Annotated in this window: 18 protein-coding genes, 4 tRNA genes and 1 pseudogene; 10 read left to right on the forward strand and 13 right to left on the reverse strand. The window is 71.7% G+C overall.

The window, feature by feature from the left end; all coding sequences use genetic code 11:
- Positions 1-166 precede the first annotated feature (166 nt).
- From EAO73_RS33200 to EAO73_RS33210, 3 genes are read left to right on the forward strand one after another with little or no spacing between them, the layout of a single operon-like run.
- The gene (locus EAO73_RS33200; RefSeq protein WP_191134309.1) at positions 167-1726 is read left to right on the forward strand and encodes an acyl-CoA carboxylase subunit beta; all 1560 of its coding nucleotides are present in this window, start codon (positions 167-169) and stop codon (positions 1724-1726) included.
- 1 nt (position 1727) lies between these two features.
- Positions 1728-1913: an acyl-CoA carboxylase epsilon subunit gene (locus tag EAO73_RS33205; protein WP_147975168.1), complete on the forward strand. Its 186-nt coding sequence runs from the start codon at positions 1728-1730 to the stop codon at positions 1911-1913.
- A 21-nt stretch (positions 1914-1934) separates the two neighbouring features.
- Positions 1935-2687 carry a thioesterase II family protein gene (locus tag EAO73_RS33210; RefSeq protein WP_147975169.1) on the forward strand — a complete coding sequence of 251 codons (753 nt, stop codon included), beginning with the start codon at positions 1935-1937 and terminating at the stop codon, positions 2685-2687.
- A 201-nt stretch (positions 2688-2888) separates the two neighbouring features.
- Here the strand turns inward: EAO73_RS33210 and EAO73_RS33215 are convergent, their stop codons facing one another.
- From EAO73_RS33215 to EAO73_RS33235, 5 genes are all read right to left on the reverse strand, one after another.
- Positions 2889-3305, reverse strand: coding sequence for an ATP-binding protein (locus EAO73_RS33215; RefSeq protein WP_147975170.1), 417 nt, complete (start codon positions 3303-3305; stop codon positions 2889-2891).
- A gap of 125 nt (positions 3306-3430) precedes the next feature.
- Entirely contained in the window at positions 3431-4645 is a 1215-nt protein-coding gene (locus EAO73_RS33220; protein WP_147975171.1) for a helix-turn-helix domain-containing protein, read from the reverse strand.
- Positions 4646-4728: 83 nt separating this feature from the next.
- Positions 4729-5106, reverse strand: coding sequence for a hypothetical protein (locus EAO73_RS33225; protein WP_147975172.1), 378 nt, complete (start codon positions 5104-5106; stop codon positions 4729-4731).
- A 70-nt stretch (positions 5107-5176) separates the two neighbouring features.
- Positions 5177-5249: transfer RNA gene (locus EAO73_RS33230), tRNA-Arg, on the reverse strand.
- 173 nt (positions 5250-5422) lie between these two features.
- Positions 5423-5513, reverse strand: a tRNA-Ser gene (locus tag EAO73_RS33235).
- A 199-nt stretch (positions 5514-5712) separates the two neighbouring features.
- Between EAO73_RS33235 and EAO73_RS33240 the strand changes: the two genes are divergently transcribed.
- Together EAO73_RS33240 and EAO73_RS33245 are read left to right on the forward strand one after the other, a co-directional pair.
- Positions 5713-6177, forward strand: coding sequence for an SSI family serine proteinase inhibitor (locus tag EAO73_RS33240; protein ID WP_147975173.1), 465 nt, complete (start codon positions 5713-5715; stop codon positions 6175-6177).
- Between the two features lie 213 nt (positions 6178-6390).
- Positions 6391-10675 (forward strand): annotated as a pseudogene (locus EAO73_RS33245) (PAS domain-containing protein).
- 99 nt (positions 10676-10774) lie between these two features.
- Here the strand turns inward: EAO73_RS33245 and EAO73_RS33250 are convergent.
- The 6 genes from EAO73_RS33250 to EAO73_RS33275 form a co-directional block, all read right to left on the reverse strand.
- Positions 10775-12424: a long-chain fatty acid--CoA ligase gene (locus tag EAO73_RS33250; protein WP_147975174.1), complete on the reverse strand. Its 1650-nt coding sequence runs from the start codon at positions 12422-12424 to the stop codon at positions 10775-10777.
- A 185-nt stretch (positions 12425-12609) separates the two neighbouring features.
- Positions 12610-13269 carry a SigE family RNA polymerase sigma factor gene (locus EAO73_RS33255; protein ID WP_147975175.1) on the reverse strand — a complete coding sequence of 220 codons (660 nt, stop codon included), beginning with the start codon at positions 13267-13269 and terminating at the stop codon, positions 12610-12612.
- Between the two features lie 282 nt (positions 13270-13551).
- Positions 13552-13863, reverse strand: coding sequence for a hypothetical protein (locus tag EAO73_RS33260; protein ID WP_147975176.1), 312 nt, complete (start codon positions 13861-13863; stop codon positions 13552-13554).
- Between the two features lie 233 nt (positions 13864-14096).
- A tRNA-Trp gene (locus EAO73_RS33265) sits at positions 14097-14171 on the reverse strand.
- An 82-nt stretch (positions 14172-14253) separates the two neighbouring features.
- Positions 14254-14338 (reverse strand) — tRNA-Ser (locus tag EAO73_RS33270).
- Between the two features lie 53 nt (positions 14339-14391).
- Entirely contained in the window at positions 14392-15888 is a 1497-nt protein-coding gene (locus EAO73_RS33275) for a S1C family serine protease (RefSeq protein ID WP_147975177.1), read from the reverse strand.
- Between the two features lie 190 nt (positions 15889-16078).
- On the opposite strand from EAO73_RS33275, the gene EAO73_RS33280 reads away from it, so the two are divergent.
- The 3 genes from EAO73_RS33280 (at position 16079) to EAO73_RS33295 (ending at position 18801) form a co-directional block, all read left to right on the forward strand.
- Positions 16079-16927 carry a glycerophosphodiester phosphodiesterase gene (locus tag EAO73_RS33280; protein WP_147975178.1) on the forward strand — a complete coding sequence of 283 codons (849 nt, stop codon included), beginning with the start codon at positions 16079-16081 and terminating at the stop codon, positions 16925-16927.
- 322 nt (positions 16928-17249) lie between these two features.
- Positions 17250-17726, forward strand: coding sequence for an ATP-binding protein (locus tag EAO73_RS33290; RefSeq protein WP_318153312.1), 477 nt, complete (start codon positions 17250-17252; stop codon positions 17724-17726).
- A gap of 109 nt (positions 17727-17835) precedes the next feature.
- The gene (locus EAO73_RS33295) at positions 17836-18801 is read left to right on the forward strand and encodes a DUF5926 family protein (protein WP_147975180.1); all 966 of its coding nucleotides are present in this window, start codon (positions 17836-17838) and stop codon (positions 18799-18801) included.
- Positions 18802-19424: 623 nt separating this feature from the next.
- On the opposite strand, the gene EAO73_RS33300 is transcribed toward EAO73_RS33295, so the two are convergent.
- Positions 19425-20135, reverse strand: a complete 711-nt coding sequence (locus EAO73_RS33300; protein ID WP_147975181.1) for a bifunctional DNA primase/polymerase — start codon at positions 20133-20135, stop codon at positions 19425-19427.
- A gap of 620 nt (positions 20136-20755) precedes the next feature.
- On the opposite strand from EAO73_RS33300, the gene EAO73_RS33305 reads away from it, so the two are divergent.
- Both EAO73_RS33305 and EAO73_RS33310 read left to right on the forward strand, forming a co-directional pair.
- The gene (locus EAO73_RS33305) at positions 20756-22102 is read left to right on the forward strand and encodes a PP2C family protein-serine/threonine phosphatase (RefSeq protein ID WP_147975182.1); all 1347 of its coding nucleotides are present in this window, start codon (positions 20756-20758) and stop codon (positions 22100-22102) included.
- Between the two features lie 96 nt (positions 22103-22198).
- Positions 22199-23659, forward strand: a complete 1461-nt coding sequence (locus EAO73_RS33310; protein WP_147975183.1) for an aminopeptidase P family protein — start codon at positions 22199-22201, stop codon at positions 23657-23659.
- Between the two features lie 37 nt (positions 23660-23696).
- Here EAO73_RS33310 and EAO73_RS33315 read toward each other — a convergent pair whose 3' ends face one another.
- The gene (locus EAO73_RS33315) at positions 23697-24242 is read right to left on the reverse strand and encodes an ATP-binding protein (protein WP_147975184.1); all 546 of its coding nucleotides are present in this window, start codon (positions 24240-24242) and stop codon (positions 23697-23699) included.
- Positions 24243-24413 lie beyond the last annotated feature (171 nt).

Genomic DNA, 24413 nt, shown 5'->3' on the forward strand with positions numbered 1-24413 from the left:
GGGGTTGTGGCGGACGAGATGCCTGCTGGGCACGGGTCCCGGTGGGGCGGGGAGCGGTCAGGGGGGTGGTCGGTGTTCTCCGCGCGCGCCCCGGACCCCTTCAATGACACGCACTGCCCAGGGCGCCGCCATCGGCGGGCCCGATGGCCGAAGAGACGGGTGGATCATGACCGTTGCCGATGTCAGTGTCCGAGTGGCCGAACGAGGAGCCATCAAGGAGGCCGTGGAGCTGGGCCCTTCGCCGAGCGCCACCGAGGCGCAGCGCGCGCGGGGCAAGCTCACCGTGCGCGAGCGGCTGGACCTGCTGTTCGATCCGGGGACCTTCCGCGAGATCGAACAGCTGCGCCGCCACCGTGCGGCGGGATTCGGCCTGGAGGACCGCAGGCCGCACACCGACGGGGTCGTGACCGGCTGGGGCCAGGTCGAGGGCCGGAAGGTGTTCGTGTACGCGCACGACTTCAGGATCTTCGGCGGCTCGCTCGGTGAGGCGCACGCCCAGAAGATCCACAAGGTGATGGACCTCGCGCTGGCGGCCGGCGCCCCGCTGGTGTCGCTGAGCGACGGCGCGGGCGCCCGCATCCAGGAGGGTGTAACCGCTCTTGCCGGTTACGGCGGCATCTTCCGCCGCAACGTGGCCGCTTCCGGGGTGATCCCGCAGATCAGCGTGATGCTCGGCCCGTGCGCGGGCGGCGCCACGTACTCCCCGGCGCTCACCGACTACGTGTTCATGGTCCGCGACATCTCACAGATGTACATCACGGGCCCCGATGTCGTGCAGGCCGTCACCGGCGAGAAGATCACGCACAACGACCTCGGCGGCGCACAGGTGCACTCCACGGTGTCCGGCGCGAGCGCGTTCCTGTACGACACCGAGGAGGAGTGCCTGGAGGAGGTACGCCACCTGCTCACCCTCCTCCCGTCCAACAACCGCGAACTCCCGCCCGCCGTCCCCTGCGAGGACCCGGTGGACCGCCCCGGCGACACCCTGTCCCGCCTGGTCCCGGCCGACCCCAACCTCTCGTACGACATGCGCGCGGTGATCGAGGAGATCGTCGACGACGGCGACCTCTTCGAGGTGCACGCCACCTGGGCGACCAACATCATCTGCGGCCTCGCCCGCCTGGACGGCCACGTGGTCGGCATCGTCGCCAACCAGCCCGCGTCCCTCGCCGGCGTCCTGGACATCCACGCCTCCGAGAAGGCCGCGCGCTTCGTGCAGACCTGCGACGCGTTCAGCATCCCGCTGGTCACGCTCGTCGATGTGCCCGGCTTCCTGCCCGGCAGCGACCAGGAGCACAACGGGGTCATCCGCCACGGCGCGAAGCTCCTGTACGCGTACTGCAACGCGACGGTCCCCCGCGTACAGGTCATCCTGCGCAAGGCGTACGGCGGCGCGTACATCGTGATGGACTCCCGCTCCATCGGCTGCGACCTGTCCTTCGCCTGGCCCACCAACGAGATCGCGGTGATGGGCGCGGAAGGCGCCGCAAACGTGGTCTTCCGCCGCGAGATCGCCGCCGCCGACGACCCGGAGGCGGCCCGCGCCCAGCGCGTCAAGCAGTACCGCCAGGAGCTGATGCACCCGTACTACGCGGCCGAACGCGGCCTGGTGGACGACGTCATCGACCCCGCCTCCACCCGCCAGGTGCTGGCCGACGCCCTGGACGTCCTGCGCGCGAAGCACGTGCCGCTACCCGAACGCAAGCACGGAAACCCTCCGTTCTGACATGGCCGACTCCCTCATCCGCATCAAAGGCGGAACCCCGACCCCCACCGAACTGGCCGCCGTCCTCCTGGTCCTGCTCTCGGCGACGAGGGCCCAGGAGGCGCCCGCGCACCCCGCCGCCCCACCCCGGGCCACCTGGGGCCCCGCACGGGGCTGGCGCCCTCCGGGCACCTGGCCGGCCCCGTAACCCGACTGCGTAAGGAACTCCATGCCCACCACGCTGCAGGCCAACAGCGCCTGGCTGCGCCGCTTCCACCCGGCCGAACAGGCCCCCGTACGCCTCTTCTGCCTGCCCCACGCGGGCGGATCGGCGAGCTACTACTTCCCGGTCTCCCGGGCCCTGGCCCCGGCCGCGGACGTGTTCGCGGTCCAGTACCCCGGCCGTCAGGACCGCCGCAACGAACCGTGCGTGGACGACGTCCGCCGCCTGGCCGACCTGGTCACCGCGGAAATGCTGCCGTGGTGCGACCGCCCGATCGCCCTGTTCGGCCACAGCCTGGGCGCAACCCTGGGCTTCGAGGTCGCCCTCCGCCTGGAAGCGGCCGGCACCGTCCCCGTCGCCCTCTTCGCATCGGGCCGCCGCGCCCCTTCCCGCCCCCGCGAGAACGAAAACGTCCACCTGTCCCCGGACGCCCAACTCCTCACCACCATCCGCCGCATGAGCGGCACCGACCCCGCAGTCCTGGCCGACGAGGAACTCCTCCGCTCGATCCTCCCGGCCATCCGAGCCGACTACAAAGCCGCGGAAACCTACCGCTACCAGCCCTCCACCCCCCTGACCTGCCCCATCGAGGTCCTGAACGGCACAGAAGACCCCGAGGTAACCACCACGGAAGCCACAGCCTGGACCACCCACACCACGGCCCCCTGCACCTTCCACACCTACCAGGGCGGCCACTTCTACCTGAACGACCACGCCCCCGCAGTCATCAACCTGATCCGCGAACGCCTGGCGCAGTAGACCCGGAAGGGCGAAGGGCCCCGACAGGCCTTCGCCCTTCCCCGTTCCGCCGGACCTACTCGTCGTCCGGCGCCTCACGGACGCCTTCAGGATCGGGTTCGGAAACCACGCTGACCCGCAGGCACCCATCCGTACCGAACATGTCGATCAACTGGGAGAGATGGGCTCGGGCCACACTGCGAACAGGACTCTCCTCGACCCTCACCTGCACCCCTCCAGGTCGGCCCACACGACCTTGCCCCAACGGCGCGTGTATGTGCCCCAGTCGGATGCCAGGGCTGCGACGAGTAAGAGCCCTCGTCCCTCCTCATCGCCGTCCCCCGCCCGACACTTCACGGGCAGCTCCCGGGAGAAGTCCGAGACGGCCACACGCACCGTCCGCTCCGTGATGCGCTCCACCACCACCCTGATGGACCCCCGACGAGCGTGCCGTACAGCATTGGTCACCAGTTCAGTCACGATCGAGGCGCCGTCGTCGGCCAGTTCTCCCAGGCCCCAGCAACAGAGGGCGGCGTCGATGAGGCGCCTGGCGGCGGCAGCACTCTCCGGCTTGCGCAGCAATGTCTGGCTGTACCCCGGTGGCCCGGTCGGGCGGGCCTGCGTTGTAGCTTGCGGCATGTCGGTCTGCTCTTTCAGATCGGCCGAGCCCCGGGGCCGGTCGCACGGCCGCCGGGGCACTGTCCGCTCATGTAAGCGACATGCGAGAAGTGGTGACAGGGATGCCACGTCCCACTTTCACGACGCTATTCGCAGACCCCCAGAAACTCGGCCAACGGCCGGAGTCCCACCGGATGGTTGGGAAGAGCCCAAAGATCCCGGACGACAGCCACGGCCAGCGTGTGGTGCTGCATCCACGTCGGCGCCACACGACGCAAGGACTCCAGGGTCTTTACGGCGCCGGCCGCATCCCCGATGTCGGTATGCGCACGCGCCACGTCGAGGAGCAGCCACGTACGCCAGGACGGCGGCGTGTCCTTGCTCAGCCGCATTCCCTTGGCCAGGGCCAGGGCATCCTGCGGGTGCCCGTACTGAACCGCCAATCGGACCCGTTCGATGCGAACGGAGGACGGACTGAAGACGCTGACCATGCGGTTGTCGCCGCCGTCAGGCAGCTTCACCACACGCGCAGCCTCCTTCTCGGCCGCTTCCATCATCACCGCCGCACGCTCGTAGTCCCCACTCCGTGCAGCGGATGTGGCGGCGCTCATGGTCAGCGCGCCCCACACCTTCAGCCCGTCGGCAGTGTCGAGACGCCCCGCGCTCATCAAGTCGTCGGCATGGCGGAGCGCGATGCCCAACGCGTCTTCCAGCCGCCCCTGCCTCTGGTACGTCCAGGCCGTCGAGTTGACGATCATCGGCACGAGCAGCGGATCTCCGGACTGCCCCGCAGCGTCTATCGCCCGCTCCAGGCTGATCAGCGCAAGGTCGGTCTTCCCCATCCGCACGGCGACATGCCCAGCAAGCTGAAGCGCCTTCCCCAAGGCACCGAACCCGGCCCGCCGCACCTCCCCGTCGCCCGAAGCAGTAGCCGTACGCGCATCCGCGATGAGATCCGGCAGCGCCTTCATCACCGTGTCGAACTCTGCGGAGTGGTACTGCGTCCACCCTGACGCGATCTGCTCCCGCAACCGCTCCAACGAGAAGTCGTCCCCGGGCGGCCCCAGGTCCGGCCCCCCGAGCGCGGGCATGATGGCCCGCCGCACAGCCACGAAGCGCGGCCCGTCGTTCTCCCCCGAAGACGCGACAGCGGGCGGATCCCCCAACAACGTGGTGAGCTCCACGCCCAGCCCATTCGCCAGCGCATGCAACGTAGGAAGCCGAGCCGACTGCTTCCGCCCCTGCTCAAGCTGCCTGATCACATCGACAGACACACCGGCCCGCTCGGCCAGCTCCTCCTGCGTCAGCGAAGCCAGCCGCCGCAACCGCCGCAGAGTCCGCCCGAGATCATCGTTCGCCACGCAGCCACGGTACGCCCGCGCCCCTCACCCTGTGGCTCACGAACATCGAGCCCTCGGCTCCCACCCACCGACGTCCGGCGACCTCAACGATCGACAACCCACCGCGCATCAGCCGGCCAGGTTCCAGTCCCCACGATGCACTCCACAATCCGAAGCCCCTCTGCGAGCGGCACGGTGTCCTGATCCGGGTACTCGTCATCCTGGCCATTGGCCAGCACGAACCCGTCGCTCTCCCCGACGCCCCCGGGGTCGACGGCATGCTCCCCGGGGTCGCCCTCCCCGTCGAGCAACATCACCATGGCCCGCTCGCCATTGGTCACAAAGGCCAACAACCGCCCCCGCGAGCTGAGCAACCACGTCTCGAGCCGCCCATCGTCCACCCGCGCCCGCAGGTCCGGAGAGACCACCTCACGCGAAAGAGAAGGAGGACCACCATCGTCAATCACCCAGGACTCGATCACGGGCCCGACGATCTCACGCGAACGCCAAACGCCAGAGGCCCCGGATTTCTCCGGGGCCTCTGGCCTGCTGTGCACTCGGCAGGATTCGAACCTGCAACCTTCTGATCCGTAGTCAGATGCTCTATCCGTTAAGCTACGAGTGCTTGTGCTTCCGGGGTTTTTTCTGCCCCGTCGGCGTTGCGAGAACAACATTACATGACCTGCGCCGGGACGCGAAATCCATTACCCAAACCCTGCCTGACCTGGGCAAACACCAGAAGCGTGCCGAGGAACGGCCGAAGCCCCGGTCCTGGGGACCGGGGCTTCGGTGGTGGTGCGGAGGCGGAGGGATTTGAACCCTCGATGGGGGGTAAGCCCCAAACCGCATTAGCAGTGCGGCGCCATAGACCGGACTAGGCGACGCCTCCAGCGCAACCCCCCGCGCGAGCGCGAGTGGTGCGTGCAGATGATGACACAGCTGCACGCTGTGCCACCAATCGCGGCCTACGGTACTAGGCGGTCGGCCGGGAGGGCAAAGCGGTTGCCGTGCGAAACGCCGGGGCGCCTGGCGCGTTAGGCAGCGCGGGGGCGCCGCCCCCGCAGGTTCATCCGCCACAGGAGTCCGCAATGATGCGCCGTCTCGTTCTCACCGCTGTCGCGTCCCTCGCCGCGCTGTCCGCCGCCGCGCCCGCCGCCACCGCCGCCGCCTCGGCCGGGCCCCTGCCGTTGCCCCTCGCGCTCCCCTTGCTCCAGGACGACGCCACGGGCACCCGGCTCACCGTGGTCGTCGCCGCCACGGGCAACCCGGAGGCCGACGGGACGTACGAGCTGCAGTGCGGGCCGGCCGGCGGGAGCCACCCGGTCGCGCGGCAGGCGTGCGAGCGACTGGAGCAGGCGGAAGAGGAGGGAGTGGACCCGTTCGCCCCTGTGCCCGGGAACGCGATGTGTACGCAGCAGTACGGCGGGGAAGCCACCGCCCGCGTCACCGGGACCTGGCACGGGCACCGGGTCGACTCCACGTTCAAGCGGACCAACGGGTGCGAGATCGCCCGGTGGAACGGCCTGCGCCCGGTCCTGCCGAACGTGCGGTGAACCGCCCCCGGGGCCCGCGTCCGGGTCTTTGCGGGGCGCGTCGCGGGTCGGAGCCGTACACCGAATGCACCAAACCTTGGTGAGAGCTCCCCCTCATCCGCAGTCCCACGCCCCTTCCCTGCCTTTAGACTCCTTCAGTGACAGCCTGAGGCCCGAGGGGCAAGATGGGGCCGCTGTCGGGCAAGGTGCAGTAATCAGGGAGGAAGCGTCGTCGTGAGCAGCAGGCCATCCCGAGGCGCTGCTCGCCTCGCAGCCATACTCGACGCCCTTCCGGACGGGCTTCTGCTCGTCAACTGCAACGGTACGGTCGTCAACGCCAACACCATCGCCCTCGAAATGTTCGAGACCCCGGGCACCGCGCTCGTCGGTCGCGGGCTGCTCGATCTGCTGCCGGAGTTCGACTCCAAGCTGATCCCGGGGTCGATGCGCCGGCCCGATGCTGCGGACGAGCGGGGCCGGACCAAGCCCACGCGCATGATCGCGCGGCGTACCGACGGCAACGAGTACCCCGTCGAGGTGACGAGCGCCAGCCTGGAGGACGGGCAGGCGGCGTACAACGACGTCCAGGGCTCGTACGGGGGCAGCTACACGGGCGACGAGCTGCTGATGCTCGTCGTGCGCGACCTGTCCGGCACCGTCGACACCGAGGCCGAGCTGGCCCGCTCGCAGCGCCAGACGGAGATGATCCTGCGCGCCGCGGCCGAGGGCGTCGTCGGTACGGACACCGACGGCCGGGTCGTCCTGGTCAACCCCGCCGCCGCGCAGATCCTCGGCTTCCGGGCCAGCGACCTCGGCGGCCAGGAGCTGCACCCGCTGATCCTTCACTCGCGTGCGGAGGGCGAGCCCTTCCCGTACGAGGAGTCCCCCCTCGCCGACACGCTGAAGTCGGGACGCAAGCATCGGGTGCGCGGGCAGGTTCTCTGGTCCAAGAGCGGGGCACAGGTCCCGGTCGACCTGACCACCGCGCCCGTCCGCGACGGCGACCAGCTCGTCGGCGCCGTGATGACCTTCACCGACCGCCGCCCCTACGAGGAGCTCGACAAGCAGCGCAAGGCCGAGGTTTCCGAGCTGACCGCGAGCCACACCGCCGAGGTCACCGAGCTCACCGAGCGGCACGCCGCCGAACTCGCCGCCCTGAAGGAAGCGCACGCCGCCGAGCTGGCCGACCGCACCGAGCGTTACGCCTCCGAGCTGGAGGAGCAGACCGAGCGGCTGACGGACCTCACCTCCCGGCACGCCCAGCTCACCGCCGTGCTCGGCGAGTCGCTGCGCGGGCCCCTGGAGGAGCTGCGCGGCGAACTCTCCACGCTCGCCGCCGACCCCGCCGGCCAGCTGTGGCCCGAGGCGAACCAGATCCTGCACCACCTGGCCGCGGGCTACGCGCGTATGACGACGCTCATCGACAACGTGCTCAGCTACCAGCGCCTCGACGGCGGCGCGGAGGCGCTCGTCAAGACGCGTGTGCTGCTCGACGGGGTCGTCACGGCCGGTATCGACGCCTCGGTCGAGCTGATCGGACCGGGCCGCGCGCAGTTCGCGGTGCACGCCCCGCCGATCGAGGCGGAGGTCGACGCCGGACGCCTGGTGACCGCCCTCGCCCACCTCGTCGCGGACGTCGCCGGCGTCGACTCGACCGGCAAGGCCCGGCTCGTGCCCGGTGGCGGTTACGTCGACTCGACCGTCGTAGTCGCCGCCGCCCAGCGCGGTGACGTCGTACGCATCGAGGTGCGGGGTCCGTTCGCCGGGGGAGACCCGGTGCACGTCCCGATCGTGAGCGGCATCGTCCGTGCGCACGGCGGTGTGCTCCAGACGCATGAGATGCCGGGCATGAGCGGCAGCGCGTACGTGCTCGAACTGCCGATCGGCGCCGGTGCGGGGACCGTGGCGCCGCCGCAGCCGACACCGTTGCCGCAGGTGGAGGCGGCTCCTGCGGTGGTGTCCGAGTCCGATCAAGCGGACCCCGCGACGGCGGTTCCGGATGCCCCCGAGGCGGGCAGGGGGCGGCGCCGTGCGCGGCGTTCCTCCACCGACGCCTTCCTGGAGAGCCCCGTGGGCGGCTCCGACGGCACCGGCGAACTGGAGGCTGCACCCGGGGACACCGGCGCGGGCGCGCCGACCGGGCGCCGGCGTGCGCGCCGTGCGGCCCCCGCTCCCGAGGCGGCCCCGAACGAGCTGATCCCCGCCCAGCAGGCCGCCGAGGGCTCCGGACGCCGGCGCGGGCGCCCCAGCCCCGCCGAGACGGCTGCCCCGGCGCCGGGGCAGGCCCTCGCGCTGCCCTCCGCCGCCCCGTCGGAGGGGTCCGTGGTGACCGCCGCCGAGGGTGCGCAGGGCGCGGGTGCCCGGCCGCAGCGCGGGCAGACCGTGCCGCCGCAGGGTGTCCCGGCCGAGGCGCAGGTCCCGGTCGCGGCGGGCGGGCACCGGGGGAATCCGGGCGAGGAGGGCCGCCTGGCCCTTCCCCCTGTCGTGAACGCCGTGGAGTCCACCGCCCCCGCCGCGTTCTCGAACCTCGACGAGGCCGCCCGTACGGCTCCCGGCTCGGTGGCCCCGACTCCGGAGCTGCCCGTGCCGGCAGCGCAGCCGACCGGCCGCCGCGCCCGCCGCGCGTTGGCCGCCGCCCAGGACAGGGCCGCCGCCGAGGCCGGACCGCGCGTCCCCTTCGCGCTCCCGCCCGCCGACGCGGACCGTGTGCCGACGGATGGCGTGGAGCCGCAGGACCCCCTCGGCGGAGGACGCCCCGCCGGCGCGCCGGGCGCCGTGGGTACGCGTGTGGCCGTGGACGATTCGTACGAGGCCGGTGCGGGTACGCGTGCGGCCGGTGCGGATGCCGGCGCCGGTTCGTATGCGCCCGGTGCGGGCACGCGTGAGGCCGCGCCCGCTGCGTACGCGCCCGAGCCCGGGATGCCCGGCGCGCTGCCGCGTGCGGACGCAGCCGCCCCCGGCGCGCTGCCCGGTACGGACGGCCCCACCGCTGCCGCACCTGACGCCGTCGCCCCCGAGGCTCTGCCCGGTGCGCCTGAGCACGCCCCCGTTCCGCCGCAGGCGCAGCCCGCCCCCACCGGCCGACGCCGCGCCCGCCACGGGGACACGGGCCCGCAGGAGGCACAGCCGGCCCCCTTCGCACCGCCGGCGCAGACACCGGGCACCCCGGCCGCGCCCGCCGCGCGTTGGCCGCCGCCCAGGACAGGGCCGCCGCCGAGGCCGGACCGCGCGTCCCCTTCGCGCTCCCGCCCGCCGACGCGGACCGGCCCCGGCCGACCAGCCCGCGACGGCCGCCCCGGCCTCCGGCACCCCGCCCGACGATCCGAGGCTCGGCGCGCCCGACGCGCGACGGCAGCCGTTGCCCGCCGAGGCGCCCATGCCGGGGTCGCCGGACTCGACTCAGGGGCGCGCGTTCAGCGTGCGCACGCTCGGACAGGGCGTTCCGTTCGCCCAGCACATCGCCCACCAGCAGAACCAGACACTCGGCGGCGGCAGCAGCGTCGGCCGGCGCCGCAAGCTCGCCGCGCCGCCGGAGCCGGAGCCCGGTCAGGACGMGCGCCCCGCGCCCGCCGGCCCCGCGCCGGCCGCCCCGCAGCCCACGCCCCAGGCCACCGGCGGCACCGTGCACGGGCAGGGCTCCGGGAAGCTGCTCTCCGCACCCGCGGCCGAGGGGCGCGCGTACGCCATCGGGGCGCCCGACGAGGGCGCAGCCGAGGGGCCCGAGCCGCTCGACGGCCCCGGCGGCGCGGTCGAGGTCGCCAACCGGCCCTCGCCGCAGCCGGTCGACGACGAGCTTCCCCCCGAGCCGCTGGACAACCCGCGCCGGCTGCTCGTCTGGCCCGCGCCCGACGTATCCACGCAGCAGGCGCTGAGCGACCGCGGCTACCGGCCGGTGATCGTGCACTCGCGCGAGGAGGTGGACGCGCAGATCGCGGCGTTCCCCGCCGCGCTGTTCGTAGACCCGTTGACCGGGCCGATCACCCGAAAGGCGTTGCAGTCCCTGCGGCAGGCCGCGGTGGCCGCCGAGGTGCCCGTACTGGTGACGGCCGGTCTGGGGCAGGCCACGCGGGAGGCGGCATACGGTGCGGATCCGGCCGTGCTGCTGAAGGCGCTCGCGCCGCGCGACAGCGAGCAGCACCCGCCGCGCGTCCTGCTGATCGAGGAGCACGAGGACATCGCGGACGCGCTGACGCAGACGCTGGAGCGGCGGGGCATGCAGGTGGCCTGCGCCGCGACGGACAGCGAGGCCGTGTCGCTGGCGACCCGGATGCGGCCGAACCTGGTGGTGATGGACCTGATGCAGGTGCGCCGCCGCCGGGCCGGCATCGTCGACTGGCTGCGCGCCAACGGGCAGCTGAACCGCACCCCGCTGGTCGTCTACACCTCGACCGACATCGACCAGTCGGAGCTGCCGCGCCTCGCCTCCGGCGAGACCGTGCTGTTCCTGGCGGAGCGTTCGACGAGCGACGAGGTGCAGTCCCGCATCGTCGACCTGCTCGCGAAGATCGGCACGAACTGACCGGCGCGGAACGGCATACGACGAGGGCGGTACGGGAGCACACCCGTACCGCCCTCGTCCTGTCCGGACCGTCGACCGGGGCCTGGCCCGGCCCGTCGGTCAGAGCTGCGTGATGTCCAGCTCGCCCTGCGCGTACTGCTTGCGGATGACCTTCTTGTCGAACTTGCCCACGCTCGTCTTCGGCACGGACGGGATGACCGACCACCGCTCCGGCAGCTGCCACTTCGCGATGCCGGATTCGGCGAGGAACGCCCGCAGCGCCTCGTAGTCGGCGGTGGCGCCCTCCTTGAGGACGACGGTCGCGAGCGGGCGCTCGCCCCACTTCTCGTCCGGGACGGCCACGACAGCGGCCTCCGCGACGTCCGGGTGCGCCATCAGCGCGTTCTCCAGCTCGACGCTGGAGATCCACTCGCCGCCGGACTTGATGACGTCCTTGGCGCGGTCGGTGAGGGTGAGGAAGCCGTCCTCGCTGATCACGCCGACGTCACCGGTCTTCAGCCAGCCGTCCTCGCTGAACTTGTCCTCGGGGCGCAGCATCTCGCCGTCCGCGCCGCCGTAGTACGCGCCGGCGATCCAGGTGCCGCGCACTTCCAGCTCACCGGCAGACTCGCCGTCCCACGGCAGGTGTTCGCCGGTCGGGCCGACGAGGCGTGCCTCGACGCCGGCGGGGAAGCGGCCCTGGGTGATGCGGTAGGGCCACTCCTGCTCATCGGTCAGCCCGGCGGGCGGGTTGGCCATGGTGCCGAGGGGCGAGGTCTCCGTCATGCCCCAGGCGTGGCAGAGGCGCACGCCGAGCTTGTCGTACGCCGCCATGAGCGAGGGCGGGCAGGCGGCGCCGCCGATCGTCACGTTGGCCATGGAGGTGAGGTCGCGCGGCTTGGCGGTGACCTCGGCGAGCAGGCCCTGCCAGATGGTGGGGACGGCGGCGGCGTGCGTGGGGCGCTCGCGCTCGATCATGTCGGCGAGCGGGGCGGGCTGGAGGAAACGGTCCGGCATCAGCATGTTGACGCCGGACATGAACGTCGCGTGCGGCAGGCCCCAGGCGTTGACGTGGAACTGGGGGACGACGACGAGCGTGGTGTCCTTGTCGGTCAGGCCCATCGACTCGGACATGTTGACCTGCATGGAGTGCAGATAGATCGAGCGGTGCGAGTAGACGACGCCCTTGGGGTCGCCGGTCGTGCCGGAGGTGTAGCACATGGCGGCGGCCTGCCGCTCGTCCAGCTCGGGCCAGTCGAAGGTGGTGGGGCGGCCGGCGAGCAGTTCCTCGTACTCGTGGACGCGCACCGCCGCGCCGTCCAGGACGGAGCGGTCACCGGGGCCGGAGACGATCAGATGCTCCAGCGACCTCAGCTGGGGGAGCAGCGGCGCGATGAGCGGCAGCAGGGAACCGTTGACGACGACGACCTTGTCGTCGGCGTGCTTGACGACCCAGACCAGCTGCTCTGCGGGGAGGCGGAGATTCAGGGTGTGGAGGACGGCGCCCATGGACGGGATGGCGAGGTACGCCTCCACGTGCTCGGCGTTATTCCACATGAGGGTCGCGACACGCTGATCTCCGTCGATGCCGAGTTCGTCGCGCAGGGCGTTGGCGAACTGCGTCGCGCGCCGGCCGATCTCCGCGAAACTGCGCCGGTGCGGCTCCGGCTCTCCGGTCCAGGTCGTGACCTGCGACTTCCCGTGGATCGTCATCCCATGCGTCAGGATGCGGGTGACAGTCAGCGGTACGTCCTGCATGGTGCTGAGCACGGCGTCCTCCCGGTGGGCGCTACGCGGCAGTAGGGTTCCGCTGATTCTGCGCACATACCGAGCGGTATGTCACTACTCCCGGGGGTACGAATCGGTGTCGTCCCGCAATGTCACACCGGCCGGGACGATGGCGGACGTATCGGTTCCGTTTGCCTGAGGGCCCCGTACGGGGAGGCTCGACGGCCTCAGCGGACCGGGGTCAGCTCCGGGTCCTGGCGCAGCTTGCCGAGCGCCCGGGAGACCGCGCTCTTCACCGTGCCGACGGACACACCGAGCACCTCGGCGGTCTGCGCCTCGCTCAGGTCCTCGTAGTACCGGAGGACGACCATGGCGCGCTGCCGGGCCGGCAGCTTCAGCACCGCGCGCCACATCGCGTCGTGCAGCGACTGCTGCTCCGCCGGGTCGGGACCGGGAACCGCCTCCTGCTCGGGCAGCTCGTCGCAGGCGAACTCGTCGACCTTGCGCTTGCGCCACTGCGAGGTCCTGGTGTTCAGCAGGGCCCGGCGGACATAGCCGTCGAGGGCTCGGTGGTCCTCGATCCGGTCCCAGGCGACGTACGTCTTGGTGAGCGCCGTCTGCAGCAGGTCCTCGGCGTCGCTGGGGTTGGCGGTGAGCGAGCGGGCCGCCCGCAGCAGCACCGGACCGCGCGCCTGCACGAACGACGTGAACGAGGGGTACGGAAGGTGCGGCACCGCCGACGCGCGCGCACCGTGCGAGGCGCGGCCGAGGGCGCCCGGCGTGCGTAGCGATGCGGAGGCGCGCGCCGGCGCGGAAGTACGTACCGCGGCCGACGTGCATGCCGGTGCGGCTCCCCTGGAGGTGCCCGTACGGACTGGCGTGGTCATGGCTCCACGCTAGGAGCGGGGCCCGCTCCCCGGATCGCCCCCAGGTCCCGAAACCGCGTCCGCCTCAGGGTGTAGGTCCGGGCCCCCGTCCACCTCCTGTAGGTGGACGGGGCCGCACTCCAGGACTCCGGGTCCCCCCTGAGGTGCGCACCCGGAGCACAGCCCCGCACGCACCCCGCACCACGACGGCCCGCCCGTACGCCACTTCGGCGTACGGGCGGGCCGTCGTGGTGCGTCCGTCGCGGTCCGGCCCCCCGACCGGGCCGCGCACGCTTCCGGGTCTCACCAGAGGTTCGTGAAGTTCACCGCCAGGTTGTACGTGGACTGATCGATATCGGTGAAGCCGGAGCCGTTGACCAGGGCGGAGTTGCTCTGGTTGGACGCCCCGGCACCGGTCGCCTGCTGCTGCGAGGTCGACGAGTTGCCCGCGTTGTCCCTGCCGACCCCGCTCCCACTGATCGTGGCGACGCCCGCGTTGGATCCGCTGCTCGCGATCGCTCCGTTGTCCGCCTGGGCGACTCCGCCGAGGAGAACGGCGGCAAGAGGCAGCGCGGCGACGACGGCGAGGGCACGAGCGGTACGGATGCTTGCCATGTCTGTTCCTCCAGGAACCGGAAGTAGGGCTGAGGCTGAACCCGGGCCGGCGGCCGACCGCCCGGTGATGATCACGACGTCGCGGACCAAAGCTGCCCACCGACCCACCCGCGAACCACCCACCGCTTCCGATTCCCCCGCAAGCGTGAGGAACGAAAACCAAACCCCCGACCCGGTGCCAACTGTGCGCTCAGCGCCCGCGTGGGAGCCGCCCGAGGAGGGAAAGGCCGAGGCGGAACCGACCGGATTCGAACCGGCGTCCTCGCGGTTTTGGAGACCGCGCGCGACGACCTCTGCGCTACGGCTCCGCCCCCGCCGGCCATCCTAGGAGCACGCCCGCCCACGACAACGGCCCCCGACCGGTACGCCCGGTCGGGGGCCGTTCACGTGCGGTGGGTGTGGGATTTGAACCCACGGTGACTCACGCCACGACGGTTTTCAAGACCGTTCCCTTAGGCCGCTCGGGCAACCCACCCCGCGCCGGCGCGGTCGGTGAGGACCGGTCCGGCGCGGGAACAGCCTAGCCGGTCAGCTGTCGCCCTTGCGCTCCCCCAGGGTGACTTCGGCCGTCGCCGACTTGCCGTCGCGCTCGTAGGTCAGGGTGACCCGGTCGCCCGGCTTGTGGGTCCAGATCTCGCCGATCAGGGTCGGGCCGCTGTCGACGGGGGTGTCGTTGAACTTCGTGATGACATCGCCCGCGCGCAGGCCCGCCTTGGCGGCCGGGCCGTCCTTCGTGACCGCCTCCGTGCCGCCCGTGCCCCGGTCGGAGATCACGGCGCCGCCGCTCTTCTCGTCCATCGTCACCGTGGCACCGATGACCGGGTAGACCGGCTGACCGGTCTTGATCAGCTGCCGGGCGACGGTCGTCGCCTGGTTGATCGGGATCGCGAAGCCGAGGCCGATGGAGCCGGCCTGGCTCTGGCCGGAGCTGCCGGCCGACTGGATCGCCGAGTTGATCCCGATGACCGCGCCGCCCGAGCTGAGCAGCGGGCCGCCGGAGTTGCCCGGGTTGATCGACGCGTCGGTCTGCAGGGCGCTCATGTACGAGTTGCTGCCGCCGGTGCCGTCACCGGAGGCGACCGGGCGGTTCTTCGCGCTGATGATGCCCGTGGTGACCGTGTTGGACAGGCCGAACGGGGCACCGATCGCGATCGTCGAGTCGCCGACCGCCACCTGGTCCGAGTTGCCCACCGGCAGCGGGGTCAGGGACTTCGGCGGGTTCTTCAGCTTGATGACGGCCACGTCGTAGCCCTGGGCGCGGCCGACCACCTCGGCGTCGTACTTCTTGCCGTTGGAGAACGTCGCCGTGAGCTGGCCGCTGTCCGCCGCGGAGGCCACCACGTGGTTGTTCGTGAGGATGTGGCCTTCCTTGTCGTACACGAAGCCGGTGCCCGTGCCGCCCTCGCCGTCGCCGCCCTGCGCCTCGATGGTCACCACGCTGGGCAGCGCCTTGGCGGCCACACCGGCGACCGTGCCCGGGTCGCGCTTGAGGTCCTGCGGGTTGGCCGACGCCGCGACCGTCGTCGATCCGGAGTCGTCGTTGTTGTCCGCGGCCCAGTAGCCGAGCGCGCCGCCGATCCCGCCCGCCACGAGCGCCGCCACCACCACGGCGGCCACCAGAGCGCCCGCACCCCGCTTGCGCGGCGATTCGGAAGAGTGCGGTCCGCCGGGCGGGCCCCACACCGGGCCGCCACCGCCGCCGTGCGCCCCTTGCGTGTACGAGGGAACGGCGGGCGGCGGCGGGGGCCAGCCCGCGTCGGCCGCCGACTGCGGCGGGGGCGGGGGCGCGTACTGCGGAGTCGTCGGGACCGCGCCGGTCTGTCCGGTCACCTGATCCGGCGCGGGCTGCTGCTCCGGCGCGGGGTGGACCGGCTGCTGCCGGGTGGCCGTCAGGTCCGGGTCCGGGTGGGCCGCGACGGAGGGCGCGTCCTCGGGATGCGCCTGGGGAGCGTCGGCCGGCACGGGAGGTGCGGACGGGGCGGCCTCGCCCGCGGTGCCCTCGTTGCCCTCGTTCTCTGTGCTCACAGCTCTTTACTCCTCGGTTCCACATCAGTCGTACGGCAAGAGATCCGCTGTGTACGTGTCAGGGGTCAGCCTTTCCCACAACACGTCAGGCCACTGTAAGCAGGACCTGTGCATCTGCGCACGACCCTTACATCGGACAAAACGGCCCTGCCTCGCAAGGTGCGCACAGCCGTGTTCCCACGGTGACACCATGACCCGGGTGAACCGAGCGCGGCAGCAGCACCCCATGCAGCATCCCATCCAGGTCATCGCCCATCGGGGCGCGTCCGACGACGCCCCCGAGCACACCCTCGCCGCGTACCGGAAGGCGATCGAGGACGGTGCCGACGCCCTGGAGTGCGACGTACGCCTCACGGCCGACGGCCACCTCGTCTGCGTGCACGACCGCAGGGTGAACCGTACGTCCAACGGCCGCGGAGCGGTCTCCGCCCTGGAGCTGAACGACCTCGCCGCCCTCGATTTCGGCTCCTGGAAGGACCGCGACGAGACGGAGTCACCGGACTGGGACCCGGTGCCGGGTGAGCTCACCTCCGTACTCACCCTCGAACGGCTGCTCGAACTCCTCGCCGAGACGAGGGCGGCCGGGCGGCCGCTCCAGCTGGCCATCGAGACCAAGCACCCGACCCGTTGGGCGGGACAGGTCGAGGAGCGCCTGCTGCACCTGCTGAAGCGCTTCGAACTCGATGTGCCCCCGCCGGCCGGCACCCCTTCCCCGGTACGCGTGATGAGCTTCTCCGCCCGTTCCCTGCACCGCGTCCGGGCCGCCGTGCCCCATCTGCCGACCGTGTACCTGATGCAGTTCGTCTCCCCGCGGCTGCGTGACGGGCGCCTGCCCGCCGGTGCACGGGTCGCCGGCCCCAGCGTGCGCATCCTGCGCAGCCATCCCGGCTACATCGAGCGGCTCCACAGGGCCGGGCACCGGGCACACGTCTGGACGGTCAACGAGCCGGAGGACGTCGACCTCTGCGTACGGCTGGGCGTCGAGGCCATCATCACGAACCGACCCAAGCAGGTCCTGGCCCAGCTGGGCCGTTCGTAACATCAGCGAATCAGCGAACAGGTACATATGCGCACCGCCGCATGAACCCATGACCGCACCACCTGATCAACTACAGGGAGTACACCGGCGCACTCGGACTGTGTCTGTTCGTGACGAGTGCGTCACTGACCGACCTTTGGCCGGTTTCCGGCACAGCCCAGGAGGGCATCCACTCCGTGGCGTGGGGGCAAAGGAGGTCTCGGGGGTGGCGTTGGTGGTGGCACAGGAGGTGCCCACGTCGTCGAGCATGGCCGTTCCCCATGGTCCTGCGGGCGTGGGCCAGGCGCGGCACCGGATGCGCGAGCAGTTGCGCAGCCACGGGGTGTCGGATTCGGTCGTCGACGATGCGGTGCTGATCCTTTCCGAGCTGCTCAGCAATGCCTGCCGGCACGGCAGGCCGCTGGGATGGCAGACCGAGAGGGAGGACGGGGCCGTGCGCGCCGCTTGGCGCGTCGACAGGACGGGCGGACTGACCGTCGAGGTGACGGACGGTGGCGGCCCGACCCGGCCGGTTCCGGCCACGCCATCGGTGACCGCCCGCGGTGGCCGCGGGCTCAACATCATCAGCGCGCTGGCCCAGGAGTGGGGCGTACGTGACGACGCCCCCGGCGAGGTCACCGTCTGGGTGCTGGTCGACGGGGGCCACGGCTCCCACAGCCGCCCCGGTGAACGGCGCGGCAGCGGCAGGACAGCAGGTATGGCCGGACTGCCGAGTGCGCAGAGGGCCACCGTGGTCCCGGGCTTCGACGGGCTGGATTTCTCCGGCGCGTTCGACGACGCGTTCGACGACGTCGGCTGAGAATACGGACCGGGCCGGGCATGAGGGCGGTTGTGCCGTGCCCCGGCGGTGGTGGGACGGCTAGGCTCGCGGGCCAGACCGCACTGTCGCAATCGGGAGTAAGCCCACCATGGCGAAGAAGCGCCCTCAGACCAAGGCCGGGAAGCAGCAGCTCAAGGACGGCGAGATCCCGGTGGTCGGGGCTCGTGAGCCCTGCCCGTGCGGTTCGGGCCGCCGCTACAAGGCGTGTCACGGCCGCGCCGCGGCCCAGGCCGTGACCGAGCTGGTCCAGCGCCCGTTCGAAGGTCTGGCCGGGGAGTGCGACTGGGTCGCGCTGCGCGAGCTGGTCCCCGCCGCCACGGCCGCACTGACGCTCAAGGGCGGCCTGCCCGAGGGTGTGCCCTCGGTGACGCTCGCGACGGTCCTTCCGATGGCGTGGCCCGCGCTGCGCCGCGAGGACGGTTCCGTCCTGCTCGCCCTGCAGAACGACACCTCCTCCGGCGACCTCAGCCGGGACCTCGCGGACACCCTCCAGCGCGCGCTGGAGGCGGAGGCCGGTTCGCCCGTGGCCGCCCGCCGCGTACCGGCCGACGGCCCCCGGCTGCAGGACCTGCTGGACGGCGACGCGCCGTTCGAGCCGGTCGTCCACTCCGGCTTCGAGTTCTGGGTGCCGGACGCCGAGAACGCCACGGCCGAGGTGTCGGCATCGCTCGAACGTGCGAACGAAGCGGCCATCCCGACCGCGCTCCTCTCCGGGGTGGACGCCGCCTACTGGTGCGAGACGCCGGAGAAGAACCACCTGCGCTGGGTCATGCCGTACGCCGAGGAGCAGCTCCTCGACGCACTCGCCCGGCTGCACGCCGCGGGCGAGACATCGCTCGGCGAGGGCACCCGGCTGGTCGGCTCGTTCCGGGCGCACGGGCTGATGGTCCCGGTCTGGGACCTGCCGAGCGCGATGGGCGCCGAGGACTGCGAGAAGCCCGCCGCCGCGTTCGCGGAGCGGCTCGCGACGGCGCTCGCGTCGGACGCGCCGCTCACCGCCGAGGAGCGGCGGGCACGCGGCGGCCTCACCAACCGTCAGGTGACGCTCAGCTGACCGTGACCGCCGGCCGGACCGAACGGTGACGCCCGTCACAACTCGTCGTACTGGCAGGTAAATCGCTGTCCGAATACGCGAGATCGAATTTGCGAACGGCAGATCTCTTGTTACGGTTCTAGAAGCCCGGTCGCTGGTGCATCCCCCGTCGCCAGCGACCGGGCATCCTCATTTCCGGGTACGGCGCGCACCGCGCGCCCGGGGCGCGCGGGCCCGCGTACGGGCCCCGCACAGGCGGCGCACAGACCCGCCGCGACGCCCCCGCCCAGCTCTCTGCGCACGATGGCTCTGCGTCAGCCCTGCGTCCGGGAACGGCGGTTGATCCCACACGCCTCCGGGAACAGCGACCGGGGCGCACCACCGGAAAGCACGGTCCCGACCGGTTTTGCGGCGGTCCCGATTTCGACGGAAGCACCCCACCGCGGAACAAACGGATGCGGGACAAGCGGCCCCCGCCGTTTACGCGGAAATCGCGAAGTACGGCGGAAGGAAGTGGGAGGGAGGCGGGGAAGAAAGGAGGCGATTCACCGGAGATCGGACAGGGAAGCGACAGAACTCCGTAATGAATGCCTTCCAAAAGAACAAGCGCGCGGCAGAATCTGGCCAACTCCGCCATCGACCGCTCAGTACGTGAGTCTGCTGCCGCCGTCGGGAGCACTTGTGCTCGCCTCGACCAGCGCCTCCAGGACGTCCCCCACATCCGGCAGCCAGGGCGACGCGGGCGCCGCGACGGCGCGCTTGGGACGTGGACCGGTAGCGCACTCCGGCGTACGCTCCCAGCGCACCTGCCCCGTACCGATCTCCGACGGCGGAAGGACGACATAGCCGCCCTCCCCGTGGAACCGCAGCGAACTGGGCACCCAGTCCTGCGCGTACAGCAGCTCGCCGAGCCGTTCGAGGGTGTACGGGGCGACCAGCAGCGCCCACCGCGTGGGCGTCGCCACCACGGGCCCCAGCCGCAGCCCCGCCCCGTCGAGTCCGGCCAGGGCACGGGCACCGGCCACGGCCGGCAGGCTCAGGGCGCACGGCGCCTGCCCGCCCGTCGCGAGCAGCACCGGCGCGGCGGGCCGGTTCGTCCACCACCAGCGCACCATCCGGGCATCGGTGGTGGCGGCGAGGAGACCCGGATCGAAGGGGTGCGCCCCCGGCACCGCGCACTCCGGATCAGGGCACGCGCAGCCCCGGTCACGGTCGCCGCGGCCGCCCGTCCCCCGCAGCCCGGCTCCGGGGACCACGGGCCACTGCCACTCCGTGGCACAGGTCAGGGCCGCGTCGAGCCGGGCGGTGCCGCCCCTGCGGCCGAGCCTGCGTCGCCTTCCGAGGATCTCGCGCATGAGCGCTCGTTCCTTTCCGTTGAACGCCAAGGGTCCGCCCCACATCGTGCGCATTCACACCATGCCGCGGATCTTCTGGGTGTACGTGCTCGTCGAGCCTGCGGTACGAGCCGTTCGTCGCTACCGAGCGTGAGCTGTGCTGAGCCGGATCGAGCTGCGTGCAGTCGACATCGTGGCGAGGAGGCGGGGCGCACCGCGCGCCTGCCGTCCGTGCGTACGGCCTCACCACTCGGGGATGGGGCGCGACCGTCACCAGAGAGGACGTCCGGACTCGCTGCCAGGTTCCGGGGGCAGGCGGGGCCACCCCTGGCCATCCGAAGAACTACGTACCCAGCATGCCCGGAATGACGCTCCCCCGGGACTTCACCCGGAAGCACATCCCCCGTCGATCGGACCCAGTCGACCGCTCACGCGCACTACAGGGTGCGTTTTTTGGCCAAGTTGGTCATCGCACGGACACCGCGTTTTCCGTGGGGACAATGCTGGACATCGGCTTACTTGTGCGTGTACATGTGGATGCACTGGTAGCGGCGCAAAATGACATGGGGGTTTGCGATGCTATTCGACGGAACACACCGCTCGGAAAGCCGACGACCATGACCGCTCCGCACCTGCCAAAAGTGGCTGGAATCGATCCCACAGTTCCGGTTTCGGCGCACACTGCCGGGCCAATCGACGAGGTCCCCGCGGCACCCGGTGCCTTCATCCAGGACCGGCTGGCCGGCTGGGTCTCCGACCTCACCACCCTCCACGAGCTCACCGAGCGCCTGGCCAGAACCAGCACCCTCGACGACGCCCTGCACGAGTTCCTCGACGCCGGGGCCGCCCTGGTCGGCGCCCGCCGGGGACTGGTCGCCTTCGAACCGTCCGACCGCCGCGGACCCGTCTCCACCATCGGGCTCGGGCTGGCCCACGCCGAACTGGGCCAGATCGAGACCGTGCCGCGCAGCGCCACCTCCTACGGCCGCGTCCTGGAGGGCCTGCCGAACCCGGACGGCCCGCTGACCACCCCCGATCTGCTCGGCGACAGCAGCCTGGACCCCCGCAGACGCGAGGTCGCCGCCCGTCTCGGTTACGCCGCCAGCTACGCGCTCCCTCTCACCACCGACACCACCGGCCTGCTCGGCGCCGCCGTCTGGCTCTACGACGAACCCGCGGAACCACTGGAGCGCCAGCGCCACCTCGTCGGCCTGTACGCCGGATACGCCTGCGAGCACCTGGCCCGTCTGCTGGAGCTGGAGAGGGCCAGGACGGATGTCGCCACCGTGGCCGAGGAGCTCCTGCCCACCCGGCTGCCCCGCGTCCCCGGCGTCCAGCTCGCCGTCCGCCACGAGGTGGCCCCCCAGGGCGGCAACGACTGGTACGACGCGCTGGCCCTGCCCGAGGGGGCGCTCGGACTCGCCGTCGGTTCGGTGGACGGCTCGGGTCCCAGCGCGCTGGCCGCCGTGGGACGGCTGCGCGCCGGGCTGCGCGCGTACGCGGTGATGGAGGGCGAGGACCCGGTCGCCGTGCTCTCCGACCTCGAACTGCTGCTCCGGCTGACCGAGCCGGCCCGGTCGGCGACCGCGCTCTTCGCGTACTGCGAACCGGCCCGCCGCAGGATCCTGCTGGCCGGGGCCGGGCACACCCCGCCGCTGATCATCGGCGAGCGCCGCACCTCGTACGTGGAGACCACGCTGTCCGCCCCGCTGGGCATGCTGTCCTGCTGGGAGGCGCCCAGTGTCGACATCACCCCCGCCCCCGGAGAGACGGTTCTGCTGTACACCGACGGGCTGCTGCGCCGGGCCGGCGACTCGATGGACCGGGCCTACGCGCGGCTCCAGTCGGCGGCGGCGAGCGTCCCGAAGGCGCTGCGCCGGGACGCCGCGGCGGTGGCCGACCACGTGGTACGCACCGTGCTGCCGGAGGGCACCGGCCGGGCGGACGACGCCGAGGACGTGGTCGTCCTCGCGGCCCGGTTCGACTGAGGCGCGCTTCCTGTGTAAGAGGTCTTCCGGCCCTGGGCCCCCTTCCGTACGCCCGTACGATGGAGAGGGTCCAGTGTCGTATCAAGGAGAACAGTCGTGTCTGAGGAGTTCCCGGAGACCCCGGAGACCGAAGAGACAGAGCCGGTCAAGCAGCGGAAGAACGGCCTGTACCCGGGCGTGTCCGACGAGCTCGCCGACAGCATGCAGTCCGGCTGGGCCGACACCGAACTGCACGGTCTGGAGCCGATCCCCCAGGCCGCCCACACCGCCGACCGCCGTGCCGCGCTGTCCGCGCGCTTCCCCGGCGAGCGGCTGGTCATTCCCGCGGGCCGGCTGAAGACCCGTTCCAATGACACCGAGTACGCCTTCCGCGCCTCCACCGAGTACGCGTACCTCACCGGCGACCAGACGCAGGACGGCGTCCTCGTCCTGGAGCCGGTGGACAACGGCCACGAGGCGACGGTCTACCTGCTGCCCCGCTCGAACCGGGAGAACGGCGAGTTCTGGCTCGACGGCCAGGGCGAGCTGTGGGTCGGCCGCCGCCACTCCCTCGCCGAGGCCGAGCAGCTGCTGGGCATCCCCGCCAAGGACGTGCGCGAGCTGCCCGCCGCGCTCGCCGAGGCCACCGGCCCCGTCCGCAACGTCCGCGGTCACGACGCCGGCATCGAGGCCGCGCTCACCGACAAGGTCACCGCCGAGCGCGACGAGGAACTGCGGGTGTACCTCTCCGAGGCGCGCCTGGTGAAGGACGCCTTCGAGATCGCCGAGCTGACCAAGGCCTGCGATATCACCGCGCGCGGCTTCGAGGACGTCGTGAAGGTCCTCGACAAGGCCGAGGCCACCAGCGAGCGCTACATCGAGGGCACGTTCTTCCTGCGCGCCCGCGTCGAGGGCAACGACATCGGGTACGGCTCGATCTGCGCCGCTGGCCCGCACGCGACCACCCTGCACTGGGTGCGCAACGACGGCGCCGTCCGCTCGGGCGAGCTGCTGCTGCTCGACGCCGGCGTGGAGACCAACGACCTCTACACGGCCGACGTGACCCGCACGCTTCCCATCAGCGGCACGTTCACACCGCTCCAGCGCAAGATCTACGACGCGGTGTACGAGGCGCAGGAGGCGGGTATCGCCGCGGTCAAGCCCGGCGCCGAGTTCCGCGACTTCCACGACGCCGCACAGCGGGTCCTCGCCGAGAAGCTCGTCGAGTGGGGCCTGCTCGGCGACCTGTCGGTGGAGAAGGTCCTGGAGCTCGGCCTCCAGCGCCGCTGGACCCTGCACGGCACCGGCCACATGCTCGGCATGGACGTCCACGACTGCGCCGCCGCGCGGACCGAGACGTATGTGAACGGGACGCTGGAGCCGGGCGTCTGCCTCACCGTGGAGCCCGGTCTCTACTTCCAGGCCGACGACCTGACCGTGCCGGAGGAGTACCGCGGCATCGGCGTCCGGATCGAGGACGACATCCTGGTCACCGAGGACGGCAACCGGAACCTCTCGGACAAGCTGCCCCGGCAGGCCGACGAGGTCGAGGCGTGGATGGCGCGGCTCAAGGGCTGATCCCCGGCCTGCCGTACGTACGGAAGGGCGCCCCGGCTCAGGACACCATGAGCAGGGCGTCCTTCCGCCATTTCAGGACCTTGTCGAAACTCACCACCGCGCCGGCGCACCCCGGGCGGTTGCCGAAGTGGACGTGGTCCGCGAGCTGTTCGATCAGGCACAGGCCGCGTCCCTCCTCGGCGGTGACGGGCGGGTACGACGCGTACTGCGGGTCCGGCGGCCCGCTCCCGGGCTTCCGATACGACGTGTGCGGCCCGCCCGCGGTGGGAAAACCGGGCCCCGAATCGGCGACTTCGATACGGCACTTCTCGCCGTCCAGATACGCGGTGACCCGGTACTGGCCACTGGCCGTGGCCGACGGCTCCTCCCAGGCGTCCCGGCCGGCGCCGGTGGAGCCCGAGGTGCCGTCGTGCTCCCCGCCGTGCTCGACCGCGTTCGCACAGGCCTCGCTGAGCGCGAGAGACAGGTCGAAGGAGATGTCCGGGTCCACGCCCGCGGATTCCATCGTGCCGAGCAGGAACCGGCGGGCGAGCGGGACGCTCGCAGCATCGCGCCGCAAATGGAGTGACCACCAGATGCTCATGCTCCGGCCTCCTGGCTGCGGCTAGACATACCGATACGTATTGCCGCACCGGGGCGGTCGTAAGCACACGCGCGCTGTGATACCGCTCAATCGGCGGATAGCCGGATGCGCCACATCGGTGTACCCCCGCCCCCGTACGGCAGGTCCGGAAGGTCGTCTTCCGTGCGGATT

The organism is Streptomyces sp. col6 (genome assembly GCF_008042035.1).
Taxonomy (GTDB): Bacteria; Actinomycetota; Actinomycetes; order Streptomycetales; family Streptomycetaceae; genus Streptomyces.

What these genes read in the sequence shown, in the direction of transcription:
- EAO73_RS33215 (WP_147975170.1), bottom strand. Translation starts at nt 3,305, where the DNA reads ATGCCGCAAGCTACAACGCAGGCCCGCCCGACCGGGCCACCGGGGTAC.
- EAO73_RS33210 (WP_147975169.1), top strand. Translation starts at nt 1,935, where the DNA reads ATGCCCACCACGCTGCAGGCCAACAGCGCCTGGCTGCGCCGCTTCCAC.
- EAO73_RS33280 (WP_147975178.1), top strand. Translation starts at nt 16,079, where the DNA reads ATGACCCGGGTGAACCGAGCGCGGCAGCAGCACCCCATGCAGCATCCC.
- EAO73_RS33240 (WP_147975173.1), top strand. Translation starts at nt 5,713, where the DNA reads ATGATGCGCCGTCTCGTTCTCACCGCTGTCGCGTCCCTCGCCGCGCTG.
- EAO73_RS33295 (WP_147975180.1), top strand. Translation starts at nt 17,836, where the DNA reads ATGGCGAAGAAGCGCCCTCAGACCAAGGCCGGGAAGCAGCAGCTCAAG.
- EAO73_RS33260 (WP_147975176.1), bottom strand. Translation starts at nt 13,863, where the DNA reads ATGGCAAGCATCCGTACCGCTCGTGCCCTCGCCGTCGTCGCCGCGCTG.
- EAO73_RS33205 (WP_147975168.1), top strand. Translation starts at nt 1,728, where the DNA reads ATGGCCGACTCCCTCATCCGCATCAAAGGCGGAACCCCGACCCCCACC.
- EAO73_RS33255 (WP_147975175.1), bottom strand. Translation starts at nt 13,269, where the DNA reads ATGACCACGCCAGTCCGTACGGGCACCTCCAGGGGAGCCGCACCGGCA.
- EAO73_RS33300 (WP_147975181.1), bottom strand. Translation starts at nt 20,135, where the DNA reads ATGCGCGAGATCCTCGGAAGGCGACGCAGGCTCGGCCGCAGGGGCGGC.
- EAO73_RS33315 (WP_147975184.1), bottom strand. Translation starts at nt 24,242, where the DNA reads ATGAGCATCTGGTGGTCACTCCATTTGCGGCGCGATGCTGCGAGCGTC.
- EAO73_RS33200 (WP_191134309.1), top strand. Translation starts at nt 167, where the DNA reads ATGACCGTTGCCGATGTCAGTGTCCGAGTGGCCGAACGAGGAGCCATC.